15 protein-coding genes and 2 pseudogenes are annotated in these 16724 nt (G+C 48.5%); 12 read left to right on the top strand and 5 right to left on the bottom strand.

Going from position 1 to position 16724, the window contains the following annotated elements:
• The first annotated feature begins 74 nt into the window (after positions 1-74).
• The 7 genes from CWE22_RS07855 to fni all read left to right on the top strand — a co-directional run bounded on the left by CWE22_RS07855 (position 75) and on the right by fni (position 7014).
• Complete coding sequence (locus CWE22_RS07855) at positions 75-848, top strand: bacteriorhodopsin-like (protein WP_169930770.1); 774 nt, start codon at positions 75-77, stop codon at positions 846-848.
• A 71-nt stretch (positions 849-919) separates the two neighbouring features.
• A complete protein-coding gene (locus tag CWE22_RS07850) occupies positions 920-1804 on the top strand; it encodes a polyprenyl synthetase family protein (protein ID WP_169930769.1) in 885 nt (294 codons plus the stop codon).
• Complete coding sequence (gene crtI, locus CWE22_RS07845; protein WP_169930768.1) at positions 1804-3285, top strand: phytoene desaturase family protein; 1482 nt, start codon at positions 1804-1806, stop codon at positions 3283-3285. Before CWE22_RS07850 ends, crtI begins: the two co-directional genes overlap by 1 nt.
• Positions 3285-4175: a phytoene/squalene synthase family protein gene (locus tag CWE22_RS07840; protein WP_169930767.1), complete on the top strand. Its 891-nt coding sequence runs from the start codon at positions 3285-3287 to the stop codon at positions 4173-4175. The genes crtI and CWE22_RS07840 overlap by 1 nt, the downstream gene beginning before the upstream one ends.
• Positions 4168-5232: a lycopene cyclase family protein gene (locus CWE22_RS07835; protein ID WP_169930766.1), complete on the top strand. Its 1065-nt coding sequence runs from the start codon at positions 4168-4170 to the stop codon at positions 5230-5232. The genes CWE22_RS07840 and CWE22_RS07835 overlap by 8 nt, the downstream gene beginning before the upstream one ends.
• Positions 5225-6010 carry a Brp/Blh family beta-carotene 15,15'-dioxygenase gene (locus tag CWE22_RS07830; protein WP_169930765.1) on the top strand — a complete coding sequence of 262 codons (786 nt, stop codon included), beginning with the start codon at positions 5225-5227 and terminating at the stop codon, positions 6008-6010. Before CWE22_RS07835 ends, CWE22_RS07830 begins: the two co-directional genes overlap by 8 nt.
• 8 nt (positions 6011-6018) lie before the next feature.
• Complete coding sequence (gene fni, locus CWE22_RS07825; RefSeq protein ID WP_169930764.1) at positions 6019-7014, top strand: type 2 isopentenyl-diphosphate Delta-isomerase; 996 nt, start codon at positions 6019-6021, stop codon at positions 7012-7014.
• Here the strand turns inward: fni and CWE22_RS07820 are convergent.
• Genes CWE22_RS07820 through CWE22_RS07810 form a run of 3 tightly spaced genes read right to left on the bottom strand, consistent with a single transcriptional unit; the run spans position 7011 to position 9763 of the window.
• Positions 7011-8279, bottom strand: coding sequence for an amidohydrolase family protein (locus tag CWE22_RS07820; RefSeq protein ID WP_169930763.1), 1269 nt, complete (start codon positions 8277-8279; stop codon positions 7011-7013). The two genes, fni and CWE22_RS07820, sit on opposite strands and share 4 nt — an antisense overlap.
• A gap of 10 nt (positions 8280-8289) precedes the next feature.
• The gene (locus tag CWE22_RS07815; RefSeq protein ID WP_169930762.1) at positions 8290-9030 is read right to left on the bottom strand and encodes an ABC transporter permease; all 741 of its coding nucleotides are present in this window, start codon (positions 9028-9030) and stop codon (positions 8290-8292) included.
• A complete protein-coding gene (locus CWE22_RS07810; RefSeq protein WP_169930761.1) occupies positions 9023-9763 on the bottom strand; it encodes an ABC transporter ATP-binding protein in 741 nt (246 codons plus the stop codon). Before CWE22_RS07810 ends, CWE22_RS07815 begins: the two co-directional genes overlap by 8 nt.
• Positions 9764-9931: 168 nt before the next feature.
• Here CWE22_RS07810 and CWE22_RS07805 point away from each other — a divergent pair, with 168 nt between their 5' ends.
• Positions 9932-11011 carry a sensor histidine kinase gene (locus CWE22_RS07805; protein ID WP_169930760.1) on the top strand — a complete coding sequence of 360 codons (1080 nt, stop codon included), beginning with the start codon at positions 9932-9934 and terminating at the stop codon, positions 11009-11011.
• The gene (locus CWE22_RS07800; RefSeq protein WP_169930759.1) at positions 11008-11604 is read left to right on the top strand and encodes a response regulator transcription factor; all 597 of its coding nucleotides are present in this window, start codon (positions 11008-11010) and stop codon (positions 11602-11604) included. The genes CWE22_RS07805 and CWE22_RS07800 overlap by 4 nt, the downstream gene beginning before the upstream one ends.
• Here CWE22_RS07800 and CWE22_RS07795 read toward each other — a convergent pair.
• The gene (locus CWE22_RS07795) at positions 11586-13061 is read right to left on the bottom strand and encodes a S41 family peptidase (protein WP_169930758.1); all 1476 of its coding nucleotides are present in this window, start codon (positions 13059-13061) and stop codon (positions 11586-11588) included. The two genes, CWE22_RS07800 and CWE22_RS07795, sit on opposite strands and share 19 nt — an antisense overlap.
• 115 nt (positions 13062-13176) lie before the next feature.
• Here CWE22_RS07795 and CWE22_RS12185 point away from each other — a divergent pair.
• The 3 genes and pseudogenes from CWE22_RS12185 to CWE22_RS07785 all read left to right on the top strand — a co-directional run.
• Positions 13177-13500: pseudogene (locus CWE22_RS12185) on the top strand (winged helix-turn-helix domain-containing protein); the annotation flags it as partial.
• Between the two features lie 147 nt (positions 13501-13647).
• Complete coding sequence (locus CWE22_RS07790; protein WP_244595981.1) at positions 13648-14457, top strand: tetratricopeptide repeat protein; 810 nt, start codon at positions 13648-13650, stop codon at positions 14455-14457.
• Positions 14458-14487: 30 nt separating this feature from the next.
• Positions 14488-15597 (top strand): threonine aldolase family protein, encoded by a 1110-nt coding sequence (locus CWE22_RS07785; protein ID WP_169930756.1) that lies wholly within the window; start codon positions 14488-14490, stop codon positions 15595-15597.
• Here the strand turns inward: CWE22_RS07785 and CWE22_RS07780 are convergent.
• Positions 15594-16604: pseudogene (locus CWE22_RS07780) on the bottom strand (branched-chain amino acid aminotransferase); the annotation flags it as partial. The gene CWE22_RS07785 and the pseudogene CWE22_RS07780 sit on opposite strands and share 4 nt — an antisense overlap.
• Between the last annotated feature and the right edge of the window lie 120 nt (positions 16605-16724).

Here is a 16724-nt window from a genome sequence, read left to right as displayed (position 1 = left end):
ATTCCTACCCACCCTATTGGCTGATGAGTAGTAAATGCCGGGGTGCTTTTTCTTTTATTTAGTTGAGGTGCTTTATGAGCGCAATACTTAAGAAATGGCAAGTTGCTGTCGCTCCGGCGCTACTGATGTTACTGCCGGGAACCGCACACGCTGCAAACCTGCAGCCTGATGACTTTGTTGGTATCAGCTTTTGGTTGATTTCAATGGCGTTAGCAGCTGCGACCGTATTCTTCTTATGGGAAACGCAATGTGTTTCAGGTAAGTGGAAAACATCATTAACCGTATCTGCTTTGGTAACTTTTATCGCAGCATTCCATTACTTCTACATGCGAGATGTATGGGTTGCTACAGGCGAAACGCCAACGGTCTATCGTTATATCGATTGGCTATTGACCGTCCCGTTACTGATGATTGAGTTTTACCTAATTCTACGTGCTATCGGTGCTGCAAGTGCAGGCATCTTCTGGCGCTTACTGATTGGTACGTTAGTGATGCTGATTCCTGGCTACTTAGGTGAAGCAGGTTATATCAACATAACCTTGGGCTTTATTATCGGTATGTTGGGTTGGTTCTACATTCTGTATGAAATCTTCTTTGGTGAAGCAGGTAAAGCTGCAGCAACCAAGGCAAGCCCAGCTGTAAAATATGCTTATTCAGCAATGCGTTGGATCGTAACCATTGGTTGGGCAATCTACCCACTCGGTTATGTCCTCGGTTATATGACCGGAACTGCAGACCAAGATACGTTGAACATCGTCTATAACTTAGCTGACGTGGTTAACAAAATCGCCTTTGGTCTGATGATTTGGTACGCCGCTACCAATGAAAGCAGCCTAAAAGATAACTAAAAAGAAGCGCTGGTAGGGTGAGCATTTCGGTGCTCACCCTCAACGCAATCAGGTCGACTAACGGAGGCTTTATGACGAGCCTAGCACCGGTTGTAGAAACAACAGTAAATCGTTTGGTTGAGTCGTGCGAGAAGATACTACAAGGCTGCATTAGCGCTGACAGGGCATCGTTGTCTTCGGCGTGGAGGCATCAGCTGTCGGCACGCGGCAAACGCCTGCGAATGAAACTTGCTCTACATATTAGTTTGTCTCTCTGTTTATCCGAAGTGCAAGCCGTACAAATTGCAACTGCTTGCGAACTCGTGCATCAAGCTTCCTTGGTACACGATGATTTAATGGATTCTGATCCCTCTCGAAATGGGAAGCCAACGGTATGGCGAGAATATGGCAGTGAGACTGCTGTGTGTTTGGGTGATGCTCTCATTGTTGAGGCCATGTTCCAAGCGCAGTGCATTCCAGTTGACTCCACAGAGCACCATCGTGCCATTGCGCAATTATTTAAAGATTCCATTCAAGCGGCCGCTGAAGGTCAGATAGAGGATTGTGATACGACTGAATTGGCGAATCGCACTTATCAAGATTACTGCTTATCAGTGAAGAATAAGTCTGGAGCGTTGTTCGGGTTACCTGTTCTGGCCGCCATGATTTTGAGTAATTACAAAGCGAATCAGATTCAGCAGGTGAGAAAAGCATTTGCTGAATTCGGTGTCGCGTATCAACTACTCGATGATTTAAATGATCGCCACTTTGATCGGAACCGTCGGCTCAACGGCTACTGGGTTCTGGCTGAGAACAACAGTGATGACACATCGCAAGCTTTGCATTTCGCCGTATCAGACCATTTGAATAATGCGGATTCCATGGTCCAGCGTTTGCCCGAGTCCGTGCAAATGAGCTTTAAGTTCATTCGCGATGCGGTTATGGCAAAGCGACCTAAATTAGAGGCCGTAACTTAATGCGTACTGTCGTCATTGGAGGCGGGTTTGGCGGTATTGCTGCTGCTTTAAGAGCCAGAGCAAAAGGGCATACAGTCACTCTATTAGAAAAAAATGACCAGCTAGGTGGCCGCGCCCGCGTCTTCAAAAGCGATGGGTATACCTTTGATGCAGGGCCGACAGTTATTACAGCGCCCTTTCTATTTGACGAGTTGTTCGAATTGTTTGGTAAAAAACGTTCGGACTACGTGGAATTCGTACCGCTGAATCCTTGGTATCAATTCTATTTTAGTGAAGACGGAACGCGTTTTAACTATGGTGGTACCGTCGAGGATACGCTTGCGGAAATTGCTAAATTTGAACCGAGCGATCAAGAGAACTACTTAAAACTGATCGAACACAGCCGCAAAATATATAAAGTAGGTTTTGAAGACCTAGCCGACCAGCCTTTTCATTCTTTTTGGACCATGCTCAAGCAAATTCCACATCTCGCTCGATTGCGTTCGGATCGAACCGTTTGGCAAATGGTCAGTCGTTATTTGCGGAATGACAAATTGCGCCAAGCGTTCTCCATTCAACCCTTATTAGTAGGTGGTAATCCATTTGATACCACCAGTATCTACGGTTTGATTCACTATCTTGAGCGTGAATTTGGTATTCACTTCGCGATGGGTGGTACTGGAGCCATCGTTGTGGCACTCACCAAACTCATGGTCGAAGAGGGTATTGAGGTGATCACAGAGGCAGAAGTGATTGGTTTCAAACAGTCTGGGCGCCAACTCGACAGTGTGATCACAGCAAATGCCGACAATATCGCTGCAGATTACTTTATTTTCAACGGCGATCCCTTGTTCTTGTATAAGCATTTATTGCCCGAAAGCTATGGCAGTACGCAAGTAAAATTGAAAGTCGAGCATAGTAAGCGGTCGATGGGTCTTTATGTGCTATTTTTTGGTACCAAGAAGCAATATTCAGACGTTGAGCACCACACCATCTGGCTCGGGAAGCGCTACCAAGAGTTGTTAAAGGAAATATTTGCTGAGCGTGATTTGCCGCAGGACTTTTCTCTTTATTTGCATCGCCCAACTGCTACCGATACATCATTCGCTCCAGAGGGCTGCGACAGCTTTTATGTGCTGGCACCGGTACCAAATTTGCGAGGCAACATTGACTGGCAAGTTGAAGAGCCAAAACTCAGAGCGAAAATTATTCGTGCATTGAGTGAAACCTTACTGCCTGATTTAGAAGACAACATTGAAACTATCTTTGCGATGACCCCTGAGGATTTTCAGACTGATTACCTCAGTGTTGATGGCGCAGGCTTCTCTATTGCCCCTAAGTTCACGCAATCCGCCTGGTTCCGTTTCCACAATCGCTCGGAGTACTTCAGTAATTTATTGCTAGCGGGTGCGGGAACGCATCCCGGCGCTGGTATGCCTGGCGTGTTGAGTTCGGCGAAAGTCGTTGACCGGTTGCTTCCCGAGGCTGCCACGGAGGTCTAATGCGCATCGCAATTGAGCCCGCTGACCAAAGTTCCACCCTGAAAGCCAATGGTAAAAGCTTCTATTTGGCGGGTTGGTTTTTGGGCAAAGAGGATTTCAAGCGCGCCACAGCATTGTATGCCTATCTACGTGATATTGATGATCAAATAGACGAGGCTGCAGATAGTGAGACTGCGGCGGGAAACTTGCGAGCAATTTTAGCGGGACTTGATACTCCACTAGATAATCGACAAAGCTATTTGGAGATAGATACTGCAACTATGCATGCCTTTTTGCGCGGCATGGCTTATGACATTGGTGAAGTGGCGGTTCATGATCAGTCGGAGCTGGAAGACTATTGCTATTGTGTAGCGGGGACGGTTGGCGAAATGATGTGTCAAGCGCTTCGCTGCGATGATCCGCGAGCGATTAGCCATGCTATTGACATGGGAGTAGCCATGCAAATGACTAATATCGCGCGCGATGTTTATGAAGACGCCGAACGCGGGCGTATCTATGTGCCGAAAGTATGGCTCGGCGACATTAGCCTTGAGGACATTCTGCAACCTTCAGCTGCTGCGGGACCACAAATTCGCGGCGCAATTCTGCGTCTCATTGCGCTGTCTGAAGAGCGTTACCAAACCGCGCGGCACGGTATTGCGCTCTTGCCACTAAGATCGCGCTTGGCAATTTTGGCAGCCAGCTATATTTATGGAGGTATTGGTCGCGCCATTCGCAAAGAACAAGCTCAGAATTGGCAATCTCGTATGGTGTTATCAAAGCCTCAAAAAATGAAGCTTGCTGTGGTTTCAATTGCAAAATTTATGACCAGTCCCAGCTTGTGGAACTATCGTGACAGTCCCAGTGTTGGTAAACCAGAACAGACGTTGAGGACTATACTCGATGGCTAGCTCGGTACCGTCAACATGGCTAACTATCATCGGTGGTGGATTAGCCGGGTTATCATTGTGTGTTGAGCTTATGAATGTTTATTCGGCGAGAGGCAAACGTCTGCCAGGTCGAATAGTAATCATTGAGCGCCGCGAACAGTATGCAAATGAACAAACCTTCAGTTTCTTCGCGAAGCAGCCAGCGGTTGGTTTGCCCTACACTGAGTATGTATCTTGGACATTCGGGCGCCACAACACGCCTATTCAAGTTCAGCAACAGGGAAATGCATATCGCTATTACCGCCTCGCCGGAGCCGACGTTTTCGCTGAATTACTCGAACAAATCACAAGCCATCCAGCCGTTGAATTAGTGCTGGGTGCTGATGCTGATGCGATGGACCTCCATGGTGATGTTGTCGTAGATACGCGGCCCTGTGCAACATCGGACATCTGGATTCAACAACGCTTTGTTGGTGCTGAAGTTGAATTGGGCGAGGATATTAACCCGAGCCAAGCGCAACTGATGACCAACATGCGACTGCTCGATAATCGCTTTACCTTTGACTATATCCTCCCTTTGGACAAGCGACGTGCGTTAGTTGAAGTGACTCAGTTTGCGGTATCGCCAGCAACCCATGACGAGCTATCCCAAATACTAAGTGATCGCCTTAGTGAACTTGGCGTTTCTGAACCGCCATTGCGGCAAGAATCTGCCACTATCCCGATGGGACTCAAGGTGCGCCCCAATGATCGGCTGGCGTCGCAACAAATTCGCAGTGCAACGGGGTATGGATATTTAGAGACGAAGCGTTGGGCACGTCAAACCGCGCTCAATATATTTATGGATCGAGCACCACAATTTTCTTCTTTTTCTGCTGGGTTGCGTTGGTTTGATGAGCGGATGCTCAGCGTGATTGAGCGAGATCCCGACCAACTCCCAACCATTTTCATGGCGATGGCGGAGAAACTGACCGGTGATGAATTTGCGTCGTTTATGTCGGAGCCCTCAGCGGTCGACTTGTTCAAGGTCATGATGGCAGTGCCGAAACGGACCTTTATGAGGACGTTGTATGGTTGAGTTATCACCATTCGTTGTCATCGCTTTAGTCGCCGCTGTGATTGCTGGTTTACCGCATGGTGCGTTTGATATTTTCATTGCACGGCGGCATGGACTTTGGCAAACACCCAAGCAATTGGGTTGGTGGGTGAGTCAGTATCTTGCCGTGGGCGGACTGACTATAGCGTTGTGGTGGCTGTCACCCGTTGTTGGTTTAGCGCTGTTTCTGTTGGTCTCAGCACTGCATTTTGGTCGTGACTATTTCCCACGCAACGCACTGCAAGCAACCGGTACCGGAACTATTATTCTTGGTTTGCCGATGTTGTTTCATCCACAAGACGTGGAATGGGTGTTTCAGCAATTATTCTTAACCGAGGCTGGAGCAAACGGGTTGGTGTTGCTGTTGAGTGGATTAGCGCTGCTGGGCTTGTTCCAAAGACTTTACTCTGTCGGTCGAAACCTAAGAGCAAATATGAAATGGATAGCGTGGCTACTGATATTTAGTAGTGGCGCATTCATTTTTCATCCACTGATCTACTTCGCATTGTTTTTCGCGTTTTCACACAGCCCAACACACCTCCGCAATCAATGGCGAAGGCTTGAGGCTGAGCATCGAAAGTATGCTATTTGGGTGCTCCTTGGCTTAACCGTTGCGCCTGTTGTTGCGGCGATCTTAATAGGAACTCAGCTCACATTTGACTGGAGCCAATCGGCTCTTGCTCTGGTTTTTATTGGTTTAGCGGCGTTGACGATGCCACACATGATATTGCTGGAGCGTGATTATGGCTCAGCCAAGTGAGGCGCAGTATGGATAGAAAAAAGTCACACATTGATTTAGCCGCAGCACAGCAGAGCAGTCAGTCGACCTTTGACTCGATACAGTTGCAACACTGCGCATTACCAACAATAAACTTCACCGATATTGACCTCAGCACCTCGTTTTTAGGCTTTCAGCTGGCGGCCCCTATTATGATCAGCTCAATGACTGGAGGTACTCGTGAATCCATCGCGATCAACCGTAACCTCGCTGAAGCTAGTCGTGAGTGTGGCATTGCGATGGGCGTTGGATCGCAGCGAATCAGTCTCGAGGGTGTCAGCGATGAAGGGTTGCAGCGAGAGTTGAGAAAGTGGATTGGTTCAGCACCATTATTTGGTAACGTCGGCTTGGCCAATCTCATCAAATGGCGCCAACCAAACTGCCTCAATCAGCTTGCTGAGAGCATTCAAGCAGATGCCATGATCATTCACCTGAATCCGATGCAGGAAATCTTTCAAGACCATGGTGATACAGATTGGTCGGGAAGCTTGGATTGTTTAGCCGCCTGCATTGCCAAGTGTGACATACCAGTCATTGTGAAAGAAGTCGGTATGGGAATCACACCAAGCGTCGCAAAGCTGTGCCAGCAAGCTGGTGCCGCGGCCATCGATATTGCTGGCAGCGGTGGCACCAGCTTCATTGATATCGAAGGGGCCTTGGCACAGGACCCACGCCGTCAGCATGCGGCTCAAGTATTTAGGGAGTGGGGCCATACGACCGCTGAGCTGTTGCGGCATCGCGACTATCAATCTATCAATCTACCTATCATTGCCTCGGGTGGTATTCGTCACGGTTTGGATATCGCTAAAGCTTTGGCTCTAGGCGCCAATCTTACCGGTATCGCCGGGCTCATACTAAATTCGGCACGAGTTTCGACTACTGAATGCATCAACACCATTGAGCAATTGAAGTTTGAGTTGCAGATCGCCTGCTGGGGCACCGGATGTCAGCGCCCCAGCGAGCTAAAAAAGGTACATTTGAGTTAACGAATGCGGTAGCCATTCTTCCAAATCATTGCGGGTGTGAGCAACGATTCTAGGCTGTCGAGTGGTGACTCGGTGAGCACCAGCAAATCAGCTTTGTTTCCTACCTGAATGCGGCCGCGGTCGGTCAATTTGAATGCATCCGCAGGACCAGCTGTCGCTGCAGTAAGCACTGCTTCAGCGGACATACCTGCTTGCTGTAAAAGCAGCATCTCGACTACCAGTGACCAACCATGTGCCGTGTTCGGATTAGGTGCGTCGCTGCCAGCTAGAACTCGGACGCCAGCGTCATGCATGCGTTGCGTCGTCTCCATTAAATTCTCATAGTAGTGCTCAGGAAATCGATTGGTATCTGGGAACGATTGGTTGAGTGTTGATTGAGCCGCTCGGCTAATATCCAGTTGGGATTCGTTAAAAAGAACTTCGTCATTAATCTCACCACGCAACATGCCCTCATAAACCACAGTGGTTGGAATCACAAAGACATCGTTTGCCTGCATCATCGTTAGTAGTTCGTCGGTTATCGGTTGGTTAAAGAAACTATGCACCAGTCCGTCTGCACCTGCCGCCACCGCATCAACCGCGGAGTTATAATCGGCAATGTGAACCACGGCTAATCGTTTCTGCTGGTGAGCAGCAGCAATTGCAGCTTCCAAACCAGCTTTAGAAATAGAAGGCGCATGTTGGTAACCAGCACCCTCAGCCGTGTAGACAATTTTGATGAAGTCCGAGCCCGCATCAATACGTTGTTGAACCAGCTGAGCAGCTTGCTCAGGCGAATCTAGGGTCGATACATCAATGCCGTATTGAGTGCCGTGACCATCGGGCGCGGTCATCAGTAAACCCGCACCATACATATCCGCAGCTGTGGTAAATTCGGTTGTTGCTCGCTGAGCCTGGCTTTGCGCCAAGAAGTTTGGGTCACCAAACATATCAATAACGGTGGTCACGCCCCGTTCGACCGATTGCTCCAGGGCATCACCCCAAGCATGCACATGTGAGTCGATCAGGCCCGGTATAACCCATTGATTGGCGCCATCAACCCAACGCAGCGAAAGGTCGGGCTTGTTGCTGTGTAGCGCGACAATGATGCCTTCGTTGATTTCAATATAGTTTGCTTCAATAACTCGTTCGCCATCAAAAATTCGTACTGGACCCAATACAAAGCTATTGTCGTTGCTCGCATTAGGTTGTTGGGGCGTCGGTAGCAGCAGTAACGTGGCGACAATCAACGTGATGACAGCAAGAATGATGAGTTTCGTTTTCATTGTGTTCATCCTATCGAGAAAGCTTTTGATAGCGCCAGTAAATCACACCAAACATGGCGACACAGAATAGCACCAGATAGGCAATATGAAGCCAAAGGCTTTGCCCTTGGCTAGTACCTATAACCGCATGCGCAAGTTGTGAGTAGTGGTAAGAGGGTAATGCAAAGGCAATATAGCGCACCGTGTCGGGCAAAAACTGAATGGGTACCCACAAACCAGATAGAAACGCCATGGGTAAATAGATTAGATTCACCATCGCCGGTGCTGCTTTGTCGGACAAACACAGCCCCATCAGCAAGCCAATGAGCGCGAACGGTAAAGTGCCGAGCAAAAGAATGACTGACAACGTTCCCCATTGCCATAGGTGCATTTCGACATCTGCAAATAGAGCACCGGTAACGAACAATAGCAGTGCAATACACAATGCAAACACTTGGCTGCTATAAAATTTTGAGGCAACGTATGCGCCTAATGGCATGGGTGAAACCCGTTTGAGTGTCAACCAACCATGGGCGCGGTCACTGGCAACGGCAGTGGCATAGTTAAAGAAGGCTGGACCCATCATGCCAAAGCAAGCATAGGAAACCAGCATGTATTCGCCTTGGGCCGCGCTGAAATTAAAAACAATACCGAAAAAAATATAGAACACGACTGGAAACAATATCGCCGGCAGGAAAAAGCCTGGCGTACGCCATAAACTGACCAAATCATAATGACTTTCTTTGAGGTATATAGCAGTTGCGTTACGCATGGGCTGGCTCCTGAGATGGGACCTGTTTAATGTGGTGTAAGTATGCCGCCTCAAGCGATGGGTGTCCGGCGATGACCTCCGCCAACGTTCCGTAGGCAACAATCTCACCCTCACGCAAAATAGCGACTCGATCAGCAAGTCGTTCGGCTTCTTCAATGTAGTGAGTCGTGAAGACAATGGCGCAGCCAAGTTGGCGACGTTGCTGAATTTGCTCCCAGAGCGCATGGCGGGCCTCAACATCCATCCCTACTGTGGGCTCATCGAGAAATAGTAACTCTGGCTTACCCGCAACGGCGATAGCGAACAGCACCTGTTGGCGTTGCCCACCTGAGAGTTTACCGAATCGTTGTTTGGCGATTTTTGTCAGGCCAAATTGTTCGAGCAAGTCCGCAACCTGTTCGCCATGAGGGTAGTAGCTGCAGAACAAATCCAACTGTTCATAGACGGTTAAGTTGGCGTTCAGTGCTCCAACTTGCATCATGACTCCTACGCGCTGTCGAATATCGAGCGAACGTGATTGCCCGGACATTCGTTCGCCGAGTATCTCGACAACATCTGCTTTATAGCTCTGCAAGCCGAGCACGCTATGAATGAAAGTCGTCTTACCTGCGCCATTTTTGCCGAGCACCGCCAGCACTTCACCAGCATATGCATCCAAATTCAGGCAATGCAGCGCTTGGTTTGAATCGTAACTTTTGCTGAGTCCTTGAACTTTTAAACTGAGTTGACTCATAATTGGTATCCTTGCAGTGTTGATGTATGGGCTTCAGTCTAGGCGTCACGTTGCAATAGCTGCAGTAGCGTTTGTCATGAATATCGAGTTACATTTGTCACTGGTTTGTCTGGCTTGTTGTGCTCATAATGGCGTCATGATTAGGCCAGTATGGGATGAGATAGCGATATGTCAGAATCGCCCTCTAACGATCAAAAGCACGCATGGATCTACCTTTTTAACTTAGGGTTCTATATCCTTCCCATTGTGCTCTTTCCCTACTCAATAACCGAAGTTGTCGTCATGTTGGCGGCAATGTTGGTGTTTATTGGGATCTACTTTTATTGCTTCTCACTGCCGACGGACCGCATGGCATTACCGATACTTGGTATGTTTGCTATTGGTTGTGCAATGACACCGCTGAATCCAGGGTCGGTGGCATTATTCAGTTATGTCGGTTTCTTTGTCGGTTTTGCGTATCGATGGCCAATTGCCTTAGCCTGTGTTGCTGGCGTTGTAGCAACTTTGGCATGGTTCCAATTTGTCCCTGGAACGAGTTGGGATTTTTTTTTTCATTATGGCGCGGTGATAGTCATCACCGTAGCTATATTTGGCCGTGTTGAACGACTGCGGCAGCGTCACGCTCGGGAAAGAGAAAAGAGTGCAGTAGAAATCGAACGTCTTGCTAGAAGTGTCGAACGCGAACGAATTGCACGCGATTTGCACGATATCCTTGGTCATACACTGTCCAGCATTATTCTGAAATCGGATTTAGCCAAGGCGCAGTTAGGCAAACAGCAATACGCTGACGCTGAAAAGCAGTTGGCTGAACTTAGTAACATCGCGCGCAGCAGTTTGTCTCAAGTACGGCAGAGTGTCTCTGGATATAAACATGGTGGCTTGCAACTGGAGCTGAGACGCTTAGAACAACGGCTTCAGGACGCGGGATTTAGCACGACTATTTCAGGCACGCCACCGCTCATGGATTCGCAGCGTGAAACGGCTCTAGTACTCGCCATAACCGAATTGGTGACTAATGTTATACGACATAGCCACGGCGAACGCTGTGTGATTCAGTTCGATGAATCCGCAGACACCTACCGAGTGTCTATTGCTGACGACGGCAACGCCAATCCTATCCAGGATGGCAACGGATTAACCGGCGTTAAACTGCGTATGCAGGAGCTCGGTGGTGAGGTTTCGATTACGACGCAAACAGGGTATGAAGTTGCCCTGATGATCCCGAAACAGATGGAATCAAACGCATGAAGATATTGCTTGCCGAAGATCAGACCATGGTTCGCACAGCACTGGCGAGCTTATTGCGATTAGAAGCGGATTATCAGGTTGATGAAGCGGTCGATGGTGCAGATGCACAACGTAAACTCCAAAACGATTCTTACGATGTATTGCTGAGCGATATCGAAATGCCCAACATAACAGGCCTCGAACTGGTGCAATGGGTGCACGAGCACCAACCTAACGTGCGTTCCGTGATTATAACCACCTTCAACCGAGCAGGTTATATCAAGCGCGCTTTAGATGCTGGGGTACGTGGGTTTCTTCTGAAAGACTCCCCGATCGATGTACTTATCAGTTCATTGCAACAAGTGTGTGCCGGTGAGCAGGTGATCAGCAATGAATTGTTAATCCAAGCGCTTGGCCAGCAGGATCCGCTAACCGATAAAGAACGCAAAGCACTGCGCTTGGCGGGTCAAGGACTCAGTACCCAGGCGATTGCCAAAGCGTTATTTATCGCCGAGGGTACTGCGCGTAATTATCTGTCTGAGGCTATCAGTAAATTGCATGCCAGCAACCGCACCGAAGCTGCACGGATTGCCCATCAAAAGGGTTGGTTATAAGCCTTTATCGCAGCCACAATTTTAGCTAAGTCGCCGTCGTGGTCTTGGTTAAGCTCGAGTTCGATGTCCGGTACAACGCCACCAGCTTTTAAGTCGCCATTTGGACGAATAATATGCGCTTTAGGAAAGCCAACGCTGATACCGCTATGGTCTAATCGAAAAGACTCCATAGACGCATAAGTGGTTGCGAAATCGGCCGTCGTTTCTCCAATCACAGTGGCGAAGCCATAATCTTGTGCGATGGCAGCGACCGAGACCGCATTGCTATATGAGGAGCGATCAATAGCGATATAAACGTCTATGTCATGCCCTAATATGCTTCGGTTGGATGGATTGGGCTGAGCTTCTTCCAGCGGAAACGAGATAATCTCGCCGGGTTCATGGGCCGCATAAAACTTTGCGAGTTTATGGCTAATCGTATTATCAGTGTTCTCATTCTCCAGTCGTGCTTGATTTGCGCGTTTGGCTAGTTCTGACACCTTGACTCGGAAATCAGATGCGAATTTGAATGGACGATCTGCAAACCAAGCAATCATAGGGTCACTAAAACTATTCGTGCCACCTGGGTTATTGCGAACATCGATTAAGATCGTATCGACACCTTCGGCTAAAAAGTGCTGGTAGGCCTCATCGATAAATCTAACGTACTCTTCGGTATCCCATATTTCCTTATCGGACTCTGCGAAAACATTGTAGAACGGTCCTGGCTTCAAATAGCCAATTGCTGAATCAATGATGTCATAGTCGCGTGGTAGTGAAGCAGCATCGGCCTCTGCATTCGAGACCGGTTGTTGCTGGGAATAGGCCAATGTGGGTTGACGTACCTCGTAAACCTCTCCACTTTGCGCAGACCGAGCGCGCAGTAAATAGGAGTCTCGCTCGCCATCATGTAACCAGGTATACGCACCCACTTGCCCACCGAGTAAGCTATTTAAAATGAACTGATCATCCGCGGCAATGTACGCTCCGAGTTGCGCGAGCCACTGGCGAACGTTGGTACCATCTACCGCTATCAGGTGGTCACCAGATTGAATGTTTTCATGCTGACCGAGGTAATCATCAATAACTACAGAAGTATCGGTGATAGTTAGCGTCAGCGGCAGCGTTTTCCCGTCATTGGTCATGAAACCGCGATAATCATCAACGGGAAAATCGATCCGAGTGTGAGCGATGTCAGCCAACGCGGTAAAGCGCATAAATAGCTTCTGTACCTCGAGTGAAGTCATCGGCTCCTGAATAGAATCCAACATCCGCTGATAATCTTGATCGTAAGCGCGTTTTGGATGATTTACGTAAAGGTCATAGCTGCCAGCTTGAAGACCCAGGTATAACTGCTCAAAATCTGCCTTCACTTGCGCTACTGATAATTTTTCTTGAGGCTTTTTCGTGTCAGCTGCGGCTGTATGCAGTATGCTCAATATGCAATACAGCAAGCCAATAAAAATAAGACGAATCATAAAATACTCTCCAGTTTAGTAAGTAACGCATGAGAGGATATTCATGAGTGCTGTAGTCGTCCTGACGAACTCACATGAAATAACGGACAAAAAGCTGACAATTTATAACTAATTGATGATGAACGAATTAACGAACAAAAAAATCCGCATTGGTGAATGGATCGTGGATCTTAATTCTGGTCTTTGTGAGTTTAGCGACTCCACATCAACTGCGCCAGTCGAGACGGCAGAGGTTCGGTTAGAGCCTCGTAGTTGTGATGTGTTGAGAGTTTTGGTCGCACACCATGGGGAGGTTGTGAGTAAAGATGACCTCATCACTTCAGTCTGGACTGGGACTTACGCGAGCGATGATTCACTGTTGCGTACCATCTCGAGATTACGAACAAGTTTAGGTGATAACGCTAAGCAACCTCGTTACATCGAAACTATACCTAAACGCGGATATCGATTGATAGCGCAAGTTTCTGAAATCGTTGTTGAGAGCTCAAAGCTAGCCAAATTAGAGTCTAAGAACTCGAGCAGAAGCCGTTTCGGAACGATAGCAGTGGTGTCGACGGTAATTTTGGCTGCAGCCATATATTTTTATATGCAAACAAATATAAATATCGATACTGAGTCCAATCTGTTACTCGAGCGCGCTGACGATTACTATCATCAAATGCGGTTAGCCGATAACGAGCGTGCCATTGTGCTGTACGAGCAAATAATAGAGGCGAAGCCGAAAACTGCAGAGGCTTATGCAGGTATGGCTAACGCACTAGTGCAGCGGGCTATCCGTTACTCAACGGAAATAACGGGCGACGTTGATGAACCGATTACGCTCACCGACCGAGTCGCCTCAGGACAGCTCGATTCGAACAATGCGAGAGCTGTATTGGCGCGCGCTCAAAGCTTTGCCGATAAGGCCGTTGCTTTAGAACCACAAAACCCAGTCGCATTAAAGGCTTTAGGTTTTGTTTTGTCCGCGCAGGGTAATTATGAAGAAGCCATACAGGTCTATCATAGCGCTCTAGTGAATGACCCCAGCGCTTGGCAGGTGTTGCTGAATCTGGGTGAGTTGTACGAAGAAGAAGGTGACTCTCAGTCAGCGCTCGAAATGTATTCGAGCGCATTTGCTGCGATGGGCGAGCGTTACGAAGAAAATACGGTTCAAATTCGGCCTTGGTATGCGGCGGTTGCGAGGATGCTCGGTGACATTCACTTCGAACAAAACAGGTATTTGGAAGCTGAAACTTGGTACCGCCAGGCGTTGGTCATCGAGCCATTGCATGAAAAGGCTTCGCTGGGTTTAGTGAATGTTTTGATCCGAACCGGTGAAACCATGCGGGCCCGGCAAGTGTGCCAAGAACTGAACGCACGCCTGCAAAGCGCTGTCTGCAATTACACGAATATCTAGCCCTATTAATGTGACATATCGGAACTCACCATGAATGAAAAAGCGATAACTGATGTGCTGCGTATTGCCTATACAAGTGCTGTAAGAGAAGCTGAACACTCTATTCTCAGACACCCAGCTGAGTCTATTGGCACTACCTTGCAAAAACTGGCTAAGCGAGCTGAGGGCCAGCATGCGGATGTGTATGGCTCTGGCGAACTGATTGAAACCTTTGAGCGAGAAGTTGCTGACTTACTCGGTAAACCGGCGGCATTATTCCTGCCCAGTGGGACCTTAGCACAGCCGCTGGCGCTAAAAATTCATAGTGAGCAGTTCGGTAAGTCTGTTGTAGGTTTGCACCCGACCTCTCATCTGGTTCTGCATGAGCAAGACGGCTATCAAAAGCTGTGGGGATTGTCTGGGAAGATGCTAGGGCAGCCGGATAAGGTTTTAGAATATGGAGACTTCGCGCGGCTGTCGGGTGATGAGCTAGCAGCAATCGTTTTAGAATTACCAATGCGTGAAATTGGTGGACAGCTACCCAGCTGGGACGACTTAAATAAACAAGTAGATTGGGCGAAGGAGCGGAATGTCGCTGTGCATTTTGACGGCGCAAGATTGTGGCAGTGCCCGAACTTCTATCAACGCAGTTTGGCTGAAATCAGTGCATTAGCCGATTCGGTTTATGTCAGTTTTTATAAAGATATCGGTGGTATTGCTGGCGCTATATTAGCGGGCGAGGAGGATTTTATCGCAGCAGCGCGTGTCTGGAATCGCCGCGCCGGTGGCAATCTGATATCGATGTATCCTTATGTTCTTGCGGCTCAACATGGCTTGGCAGAAAACTTGGAAAGTGTGACAGAGGCGGCTCGTTATGCCAAACAGCTCGCACCTTTGTTCGCTATGATTGAAGGTGTAACAGTGAACCCAACGACACCTCAAGCTGCCATGTTTCACCTTCACATCGCTCGCGATCAGAACGAGCTTATTGAAGCCGTGACACAGTACGCAGAGCAACACGGCATCGTCGTCTTGTCGCTGCCCCGAGTCTACGACAAGGGTATTAGTATTTGCGAAATTAGCCTCGGTAGAAGTGCGCTCCAGCATTCCCCGGAATTCTGGGCGCAGCACCTACAAGCTTGCTTGAGCGCGAATAATTAAACCTTGGTGAGCCAGCCGTGTGTATCTGCTGCCTTGCCCCATTGAATAGCGTTCAAAGCTCCACGTAACTTGGTGATAGTAGGCGTCTCAGTGCCGCTTCCAACTCGATGCTCTGTGCCGTTATGGATCAGTGTTCCGACTGGAGTCATGACTGCTGCGGTGCCCGATAGGGCCGCTTCGGTTGTCGGCTTTTGAACACGCTCTAATAATTCGTCCACACTGAGTTCGCGTTCGCTAACCTTCATGCCCATATCTCTCGCGAGCGTCAGCAGGGAATCTCGGGTGATACCGTGCAGGAAGCTGGTATCGAGTGCTTTGGTTATGATCTCATCGCCATCAATCAGCAGGAAGTTCGCAGCGCCAGTTTCTTGCACGTCGCCACCCGGACAAAACAACACTTGATCAGCGTTAACCGCAGCTCGTGCTTGTAAAATAGGCTGCAAGGCACTGGCATAATTACCACCACTTTTTACCATCCCCATATGTGGCGCACAGCGACTTCCATTCTCTTCGAGCAATAAGCGCAGAGGGCGAGCACCGCCACTAAAATAATCACCTACGGGGGACAATAATATATACAACATGGATGTTTTACTGGGTGACGCAGCTTTGCCGATAGCCGGTTCGGTACCGATATGCGTTGGCCGAATGTACATCGAACCGGGAGGTACGGGAACCTCATTCGCATAGTGGCGAACAATTCCCGTGATCATAGTTTCAAGCATGTCTGCCGAAAAACTCGGTAACGACAGCAAGCGACTGCTCTGCGATAGACGTTTGATGTTCGCGTCCATCCGAAAAATATGGACGCTACCATCCTCGTGCCGAAAGGCTTTTAGCCCTTCAAAACAGGTACTTGCGTAGTGCAATACATGGGCACCAGGATGTAGACTCAATTGATCCGCAGCAACATGGGTAATGTTACTCCAGCCTTCACCATCAAAAGTGCTCAGCGCCATTTGCGGCATAAACACGCTACCAAAAGCGGCCATAATACTTCTCGATTTGTTGCTTGATTGGTTGTAGCAAGAGTTTACTGGTCACAAGTCCGAACCGCAAAGTTAATTGGGCACTTGTTAAATGTCGGTGAAAAAAATCAACAATTACGTATAATAAACGACATTTGT

This window comes from Pseudidiomarina aestuarii (genome assembly GCF_003987355.1).
Classification (GTDB): domain Bacteria; phylum Pseudomonadota; class Gammaproteobacteria; order Enterobacterales; family Alteromonadaceae; genus Pseudidiomarina; species Pseudidiomarina aestuarii.
This window is presented reverse-complemented; position numbering and strand designations above follow the sequence as displayed.